Below are 7,483 nucleotides of genomic sequence, written 5' to 3'. Positions count from 1 at the left end.
GCGCCGTTAGCTCAGTTGGTTAGAGCAGCTGACTCTTAATCAGCGGGTCCGGGGTTCGAGTCCCTGACGGCGCACAGACAGGGAAGGCCCCTCGCGAGAGCGAGGGGCCTTCTTCGTGTGCCTGGGGTACGGAGCGTGCGGGGCGGGCGCCGGGGCTCCCGGGGCGAGCGGCCGGTCAGCCGACCAGGGCGACGGACCGGTTGCCGTCCACCGCGGGGGTCACGCCGAAGATGTCGACCGCGTGGTAGTACGTCCACGCCGTGGCGTCGCAGGACGCCTTCGTGGCGCCGGAGTAGCCGGAGCAGACGCGCTTGAGGTCGGTGTAGAACGCGGAGTCGATCCGCGCCTTGTTGGCGCTGAACGTGCCGGCCGCCTTGTAGTTGCGGTAACCGAAGTCGTGGCGGGCACAGGCCGTCTGGAACGGGAAGCCGAAGGGGTTGTCCGGCGAGCTGGAGCAGTAGTCGGTGGACCAGTCGAAGCCGTACGCCGACCAGGCGCCCTGATTGCCGCGGGCGGAGACCCACGCGTTGTAGCTGCTGACGGTTCCCTGGGTCCAGCCGCTCAGCACCTGCGGCTTGTCCGCGGGCGCCGCGACGGCCTGACTGGTCGACAGCAGGGCGGCGGGAAGGGCGAGCAGTGCTGCGGCGAGCGAAAGAGCCAGACGTCTGCGCATGGGAAAACCTCCGGGCGAAAACGGGCGTGACGCCGTGCGGTGGCACGGCGCTTCCTCACACTGAACGGGGCGGTTCTCTTACGGGTCTACGCGCGATGACCGCTGTGGGAATCCTCCCTGACATTCGAGTGCCGGGAAACCCCCCTGCACCGCCCGCACCGCCGAACGCCCTTTCAAACGGCCCTAGTTGATGGCTTCGGTGCGGATATCCGTACGGATGTCGCACGGGATCTCGACCCTCAGGACCGTGGGCCCGCCGACCGGGCTCGACAGGGACAGCCGGCCGTCCAGGACGGACACCCGGTCGCCCAGACCGGTCAGTCCGCTGCCGCCCTCCGCGCGCGCCCCGCCCCGCCCGTCGTCCTCGACCGCCAGCACCAGCCGCCCGTCCCCGTACCGCCCGGTCACCGTGGCCCGGGCCGCCCCACTGTGCCGCGCGACATTGGCGAGCGCCTCGCACACCACGAAGTACGCGGTGGCCTCCACGGCGTCGGAGTACCGGCCGGCCGCGCCGTCCAGCGCCACCTCCACCGGCACCACCGAGCGGTCGGCGGCGTCCGCGACGGCGGCGGCCAGCCCGTAGTCGGTGAGCACCGCCGGGTGGATGCCCCGGATCAGCTCGCGCAGCTCCGCGAGCACCTCTCCCGCCTCCTCGTGCGCCGTACGGAGCCGGTCGGCGAGCGGGCCGGGCGGGGCGTCGAGCCGGGCGAGCCCGAGGGCCATCGTCAGCGCCACCAGGCGTTGTTGCGCCCCGTCGTGCAGGTCGCGCTCGATCCGCCGCCGCTCCGCCTCGAACGCGTCCACGAGCCGCATCCGCGACCGGGTCAGTTCGGTGACACGCCGCCCGAGCACGGTCTCCCGGGGGGCGATCAGGATCCGGGTCAGCTCCGCGCGGGCGCCGGCCACCGCGCCGAGCGCGTACCCGCAGACGGCCAGGAACACCACGCCGAGCACGGCGAACGCCCAGGCGACGGGCCAGGACGTGACCGTCCAGACCTTCACGACCTTCGCCTCCCCGCCGTCCCACACGGTCGCCATCAGCAGGGGCGTGGCGACCATGTCCAGCGGCAGCAGCAGCCCGAAGACGACGGCGATCAGGTCCAGCGGCCACAGCACCAGGGCGAACAGCAGGGCGTGGCCCAGCTCCCGCCAGGTGGCCTGCTCCCGGAACCGGGTCAGCGCCCAGGGCCACAACCCCGGTTCGGCGGGCCGGCGGTGCGGGTCGGGCAGGGGCCGGGGGTCCACCAGCCGCAGCCTGTGCCGCTCCAGCCCGGCCACGGGAATCCCGCCGAGCGCGAGCAGGGCGAGCAGCGGAAGCCCGACCAGCACGAGGGAGAGCAGCCCGCCGGCCACGGCGAGGGCGCCCGTCACCACCAGCACGGCGATCCCGGCCGGGATCCCGCTCAGCAGATACGCGGCCGTGCGCCAGGGCCAGGGAGTCAGCAGATAGCCGGGCCGGGCCAGCGCCTGCCACACGGTTTCGGCGGACGTGGCCGGGGAGGACAGGGCGCGGGAGGGCATGGCACGACGGTAGAGGGGGCGGCCGGGGCCGGACCATCGGGCAGGACGGAGTGCCCGGGGTAGGGCCTGCCCCACCCCAGGACTCGGTCCCGCACTGCTGTGCCGGACCCCCGTTCCGGATGGAGTGGGACCCATGACCCACCCCAGCAGAAACGACACCGGCGACGCCGTACGGCTGGCCTCCGTGAGCCGTACGTACGGGACCGGGACGGACGCCGTCACCGCCCTCGACCGGGTCTCGCTCGCCTTCCCCCCGGCCACCTTCACCGCCGTGATGGGCCCTTCGGGCTCCGGCAAGTCCACGCTGCTCCAGTGCGCGGCCGGCCTCGACCGCCCCACGTCCGGTTCGGTGACCCTCGGCGGTACGGAACTCACCGCGCTCTCCGAGGCCCGGCTGACCCGGCTGCGCCGGCGCCGGGCCGGTTTTGTCTTCCAGGCCTTCAACCTGCTGCCCGCCCTGACCGCCGAGCAGAACGTGGCGCTGCCCCTGCGGCTCGCCGGACACCGCGCCTCGCGGGCCCGGGTACGGGAGGCGCTGGCGGAGGTCGGCCTCGGCGACCGGGCCCGCCACCGGCCCTCGGAGATGTCCGGCGGACAGCAGCAACGGGTCGCGCTGGCCCGTGCGTTGATCACCCGCCCCGAGGTGCTGTTCGCCGACGAGCCGACGGGCGCGCTCGACTCGCGGACCGGCCACGAGGTGCTCTCCCTGCTGCGCGCGATGGTCGACCGGGAGGCGCGGACGATCGTGATGGTCACCCACGACCCGGTCGCCGCCTCGTACGCGGACCGTGTGGTGTTCCTGGTCGACGGTCGGGTCGACGGCGAACTGTCCGCGCCGGCCGCCGAGGAGGTCGCGCGCCGGATGACGGCGCTGGAGACCGTACGGAACACCGCCCCGCAGACCGCCGGGACCGTCGGGACCGCCAGGACCGGCGGGACGGCCGGGACCGCCAGGACCGGCGGGACGGCCGGGACCGCCGGGACCGCCGGGACCGTCCGGCCGGAGGTCGCCTCGTGCTGAGTGTGGTCGTGCGGACCCTCCGTGCCCGGTGGACCACCTTCGTCGGCAGTTTTGTCGCCCTGGCGCTCGGCGTCGGGCTGATCGCCACGATGGGTCTCGCCCTGGCCGCGAGCCTGGACGCCCCCGACCGCCGCCCCGAACGGTTCGCGGCGGCCCCGGTGGTGGTGCGGGCCTCCGACACCCTGCGCGTACCGACGCCGAGCGGGGTCAGGACCAAGGGGCTGGACTTTCCCCCGCCCCTGTCCGCAGCGCTCGTGGCGAAGGTGGCCGCCGTCGGCCGTACGGTCGAGGACCGTTCCTTCGCGGTACGGGTGTCGGGAGCGGCGGCCCCCGCCGCCCTGGTGGGCCACCCCTGGTCCACCGCCGCGTTCGCGCCGTACCGGCTGACCACGGGCCGGGCTCCCTCCGCCGCCGACGAGGCGGTGGCCACGGGGAGTTGGGCCGCCCCGGGCCTGCGGATACGGACCGACCGGGGCACGGTCACGGTGGTCGGCACCGTACGGGACCTCGGCTTCGAGCACGCCCTGTTCTTCACCGACACCCGCGCCGCCGAACTCTCCCCGCCGGTCCGTCAGTTGGCCGTGGTGGCGGAGGCCGGAGCCGTACGGGCAGCGGTGGCGGACACCCCGGCGGTACGGGTGCTCACGGGGCGGGGCCGTGCGGAGGCGGACGCCGATCCGGACCGGGACAGCGAGGCCCTGGTCGTGGTGAACACCATGCTGGGCACGGCGGCGGGGGTCACCGGCTTCGTCTCCGTCTTTGTTGTCGCCTCGACCTTCGCGTTCGGAGTCGCCCAGCGGCGGCGGGAGTTCGGGCTCCTGCGCACGGCCGGCGCCACTCCTGGACAGATCCGGCGCACGGTGTTCGCCGAGGCGGCGGTGGTCGGCGTCCTGGCCTCGGCGACGGGGTGTGTGCTCGGCGCCACCGCCGCGCCCGAGCTGGCCGCCTGGCTGGTGGAGAGCGGTGTCGCGCCCGCCTGGTTCGCGATCGGCGCGTCCACCTGGCCGTATCAGATGGCCTTCTGGACCGGGCTGTTGGTCGCCCTGAGCGGCGTGGTCGCCGCGTCCTGGCGGGCGGGATCCGTCGGCCCGGCGGAAGCGCTGCGCGACGCGGCGGTGGACAGCGGGATCATGACGTGGGGCCGCAGGGTCTTCGGCGCGGGGCTGCTGCTGACCGGGCTGGGGCTGCTCGCCTTCACCCTGGTGACCGAACCGGGCAGCCTGCTCGGCCGCAAGGCGTACACCAGCCGCCCGATGCTGCTGATCACGGCGTTCGCCCTGCTCGCGCCCGTCCTGGTCCGCCCGCTGATCCGGCTGCTCACCTGGCCGCAGGCCCGACTCCGGGGCGCCACCGCCCTGTTGGTGCGGGCGAACGCGTGCGCCGGGATCCGCCGTACGTCGGCCGTCGCCGCGCCCGTCCTCGTCACGGTCGCGCTGGCCGGTTCGCTCCTCGGCGCGGTGGCCACCGTCGCCGGCGCGAAGGCCGGGGAGATCCAGCGGCGTACCACGGCGGACTTCGTGGTGTCCGGCGCCGCCGACCCGGGCTTTGACGCGGCGGCGGTCGCCCGGATGCGCCGGATCCCGGGCATCGAGATCTCGCCGACCTCGGCCGGGGCGGTCTACGTCCTGGAGGACGGGGTGGCGCTGATCAGGTCCGACGCCCGCGCGGCGGAGCCGTCCGCGCTGGCGGCGACGGCCCGGCTTCCGCTGGTGGCGGGCCGGTCGGCCGATCTGGACGACCACTCGATCATCGTCAACGACGAGTGGCGGCAGCACACGGTCGGCCGGTCCGTGGCCGTCCGGCTCGGCGACGGTACGCGCAGAACGCTCCGTATCGCGGCGGTGATGCGGGCCGGGACCGGCGACAACGGCGTGTACGTGACCCCCCGCAACGCGGCGGGCGCGCCGGTGGACCGCGTCGACGTCACGCTCCGGGAGGGCGCGGACGCGCGTACGGTGGCGGCGGCCCTGCGGACGGCGGTCGCGGACGGCGGCCGGGTGTTCACCAGGGCGGCCTGGGTGCGGGCGAGTTACCCGGAGACCGACGGCAGGACCCGCGTCGGCTTTCTGCTCGTCCTCGGGATCGCCCTGCTCTACAGCGGGATCGCCCTGGCGAACACGATGGTGATGGCGACCGCCGACCGGGTCCGTGACCTGGCCGTCCTGCGGCTCGCGGGCGCGACGAAGGCGCAGGTGCTGTGGCTCGTCGCGGCGGAGGCGCTCACGGTCGTGGCGGTGGGCGCGGTGGTCGGCGTCCTGGTCGCCGGGCTCAACCTGCTGGGCCTGTGGGGCGCGTTGGGTGTGCTGCGCGTGCCCTCCGTACCCGTGATGCCCTGGTCCGCGCTCCTCGCGGTCGCGACCGCCTGCGCGGCGACGGCGGTGGTCGCGGCGGTCGTACCGGCATGGCTGTCGCTGCGGCGGCGGCCGGTGGAACTGGCCGGGGTACGCGAGTGACCGCGCCCGGGTGAGGGCGGCGCGCGGGTGAAGGCGGCGTCCCGGGAAGCGGGGCCGACGGCGGCGGACCGACGGTGCCCCGCTCCCCGGGCGCCTGACTACGACGTACCGGCCCCGGTCGCCGCTGCTACCACGGCCACCGGGGTCGCTACCTCATCCTGAGGACTGACGTTCCGTCAGAACTGGACGTCCGAGCAGGAGTAGAACGCGTTCGCCGTGTCGGAGATCGTCCACACGCCCAGGATCATGTGCCGGCCGGTCCGGGAGGGGAGCTTGCCCGAGTGCGACAGCGTGAACGGCGGTCGCGCGTTGTTGTACGGCACCGTCAGGAACGGCTGGGTCTCCAGGGCGGCGCGGGTGAGCGGCGCGTTGGAGTTCCAGCCCTGCTTGGTGATGTAGTACTTGAAGTCCGTCGTGGCGTGGCTCGCGGTGAACTGCCAACGGAAGTTGTAGTTCGCGCCGCTCGTCACCTTCGTGGTCGGCCAGGCGCCGTTGCGCTGGTCGTTGAGCTGGTTGAACTGGCTGAGGCCGGCCGAGCACAGCTGCCCGTCGGGGGGGCCGGCCGCCGGGAAGCCCTTGGGGCCCTCGGCGCTCTGCGGCTCCCACTGGATGTTGCCGCAGTTGGACACCGTGCCGTTGGCACAGAGCTTCTGACGGCTGAGCGGCTGGTCGGTGTAGCCATGGCTGCTGGCGCTGCCGGTGCCGACGAAGGACACGCCGGCGATCGCGAGGCCGACCACGGCCGCGCCTATTTTCTTTCGCATGCTTCGCTCCAGAGAACGTGGGGAGTTCGGTGAGCCGTACTGCACGCGTGCAGGTGAGAACAGTCTGCGGTCTAGACCAAGCACTAGAGTATTAACGGAACTTGACCGTGTCCATAACAAGTGCGGTCCAGACCAATCAGAATCTCTCCGCCGTGCCCTGCCGGCCGGTGTAGAAGGCCACCGTGAGGTCTTTGACCAGGGCTTTACGCTCGTAGTCGTCCAGTTCGACCAGTCCGCGGGATGTCAGCCGGTGCACGGTGTCGTCCACCGCGTCGACCACCGACGTCAGCACGCTGTCCCGGTGCCGGGCGTCGATCGCGGCGATCCGGCTGCGCTGCATGGCCTCGGCGATCTCGGGGGCGTACTCGATCCGCGTCGGCTGCGCCGAGAAGACCTCGACGCCGACGGGCCGGCACTCGGCCGACAGCATCCGGGTCAGCGCGTCGCCGACGGCCTCCGCGTTGCGCAGGGTCGGGGCGTCGTCGTGGAACGCGTCGGCGGGCAGCTGCGACAGGACGCGCGCCATCGCCGCCTCGACCTGCTCGCGCAGGTACTCCTCGTGGTCCCGTACGCCGAGCGCGGCGCGCACGGTGTCCTTGACCCGCCACACGACGAGGACGACCACGCGCAGGGCCGTACCGTTCGCGTCGACCGCCGGGACGGGCTCGCTGCGCCAGTGCCTGAGCCGTACGTCCACCTTGCGGCGCAGCAGCAGCGGGCTGACCCAGATGAGGCCCGTACGGCGCACGCTCCCCCGGTAGTCGCCGAAGAGCGTCAGCACCCAGGCCTGCCCGACCCGCCCGCGCCCGAGCCCGCCGAAGGCGAAGAGCGCGACGGTCACCCCGAGCGTGAGCAGCGCCCATTCCCCGAGGGTGATGCCGTGGTACGCGGGGGAGGGCAGCCGGAGCACGGTGTTGACGGCGTCGGGGACGGCCCCGGCCCACCAGACCACGACGGCGCACGCGACGACGGCGGCGAGCCCGGCGAACGCGGCGACCCAGCCGGGCAGTACGGGCCCCGGCCGCTCGACGAGCTTGGGATCGACGGGCGG

General features: G+C 73.7%; 6 protein-coding genes and 1 tRNA gene. 3 read left to right on the top strand and 4 right to left on the bottom strand.

The annotated features are described in order from the left end of the window. Positions 1-74 (top strand) — tRNA-Lys (locus tag GT042_RS25515). Between the two features lie 101 nt (positions 75-175). Here the strand turns inward: GT042_RS25515 and GT042_RS25510 are convergent. Next, entirely contained in the window at positions 176-673 is a 498-nt protein-coding gene (locus GT042_RS25510; RefSeq protein ID WP_161311073.1) for a phospholipase, read from the bottom strand. A 183-nt stretch (positions 674-856) separates the two neighbouring features. Further along, complete coding sequence (locus GT042_RS25505) at positions 857-2,194, bottom strand: sensor histidine kinase (RefSeq protein WP_237531163.1); 1,338 nt, start codon at positions 2,192-2,194, stop codon at positions 857-859. Positions 2,195-2,327: 133 nt separating this feature from the next. On the opposite strand from GT042_RS25505, the gene GT042_RS25500 reads away from it, so the two are divergent. Both GT042_RS25500 and GT042_RS25495 read left to right on the top strand, forming a co-directional pair. Continuing rightward, positions 2,328-3,215: an ABC transporter ATP-binding protein gene (locus GT042_RS25500; RefSeq protein ID WP_161311072.1), complete on the top strand. Its 888-nt coding sequence runs from the start codon at positions 2,328-2,330 to the stop codon at positions 3,213-3,215. Next, a complete protein-coding gene (locus tag GT042_RS25495; protein WP_161311071.1) occupies positions 3,209-5,668 on the top strand; it encodes an FtsX-like permease family protein in 2,460 nt (819 codons plus the stop codon). Before GT042_RS25500 ends, GT042_RS25495 begins: the two co-directional genes overlap by 7 nt. Before the next feature lie 176 nt (positions 5,669-5,844). On the opposite strand, the gene GT042_RS25490 is transcribed toward GT042_RS25495, so the two are convergent. Both GT042_RS25490 and GT042_RS25485 read right to left on the bottom strand, forming a co-directional pair. Next, on the bottom strand, positions 5,845-6,432 hold the full coding sequence (locus GT042_RS25490; protein WP_161311070.1) for a lytic polysaccharide monooxygenase: 588 nt from the start codon (positions 6,430-6,432) through the stop codon (positions 5,845-5,847). Between the two features lie 136 nt (positions 6,433-6,568). Further along, a partial coding sequence (locus GT042_RS25485) for an SPFH domain-containing protein (protein ID WP_272925751.1) occupies positions 6,569-7,483 on the bottom strand: 915 nt, incomplete at its 5' end.

The sequence above is a fragment of the Streptomyces sp. SID3212 genome, assembly GCF_009865405.1.
GTDB lineage: Bacteria > Actinomycetota > Actinomycetes > Streptomycetales > Streptomycetaceae > Streptomyces.
The sequence above is the reverse complement of the archived record's forward strand: the minus strand, read 5'-3'. Positions and strand labels throughout refer to the sequence as shown.

Bases quoted from the DNA above. Each gene is read 5' to 3' on its own strand.
- GT042_RS25510 (WP_161311073.1), bottom strand. From the start codon at position 673: ATGCGCAGACGTCTGGCTCTTTCGCTCGCCGCAGCACTGCTCGCCCTT.
- GT042_RS25505 (WP_237531163.1), bottom strand. From the start codon at position 2,194: ATGCCCTCCCGCGCCCTGTCCTCCCCGGCCACGTCCGCCGAAACCGTG.
- GT042_RS25500 (WP_161311072.1), top strand. From the start codon at position 2,328: ATGACCCACCCCAGCAGAAACGACACCGGCGACGCCGTACGGCTGGCC.
- GT042_RS25490 (WP_161311070.1), bottom strand. From the start codon at position 6,432: ATGCGAAAGAAAATAGGCGCGGCCGTGGTCGGCCTCGCGATCGCCGGC.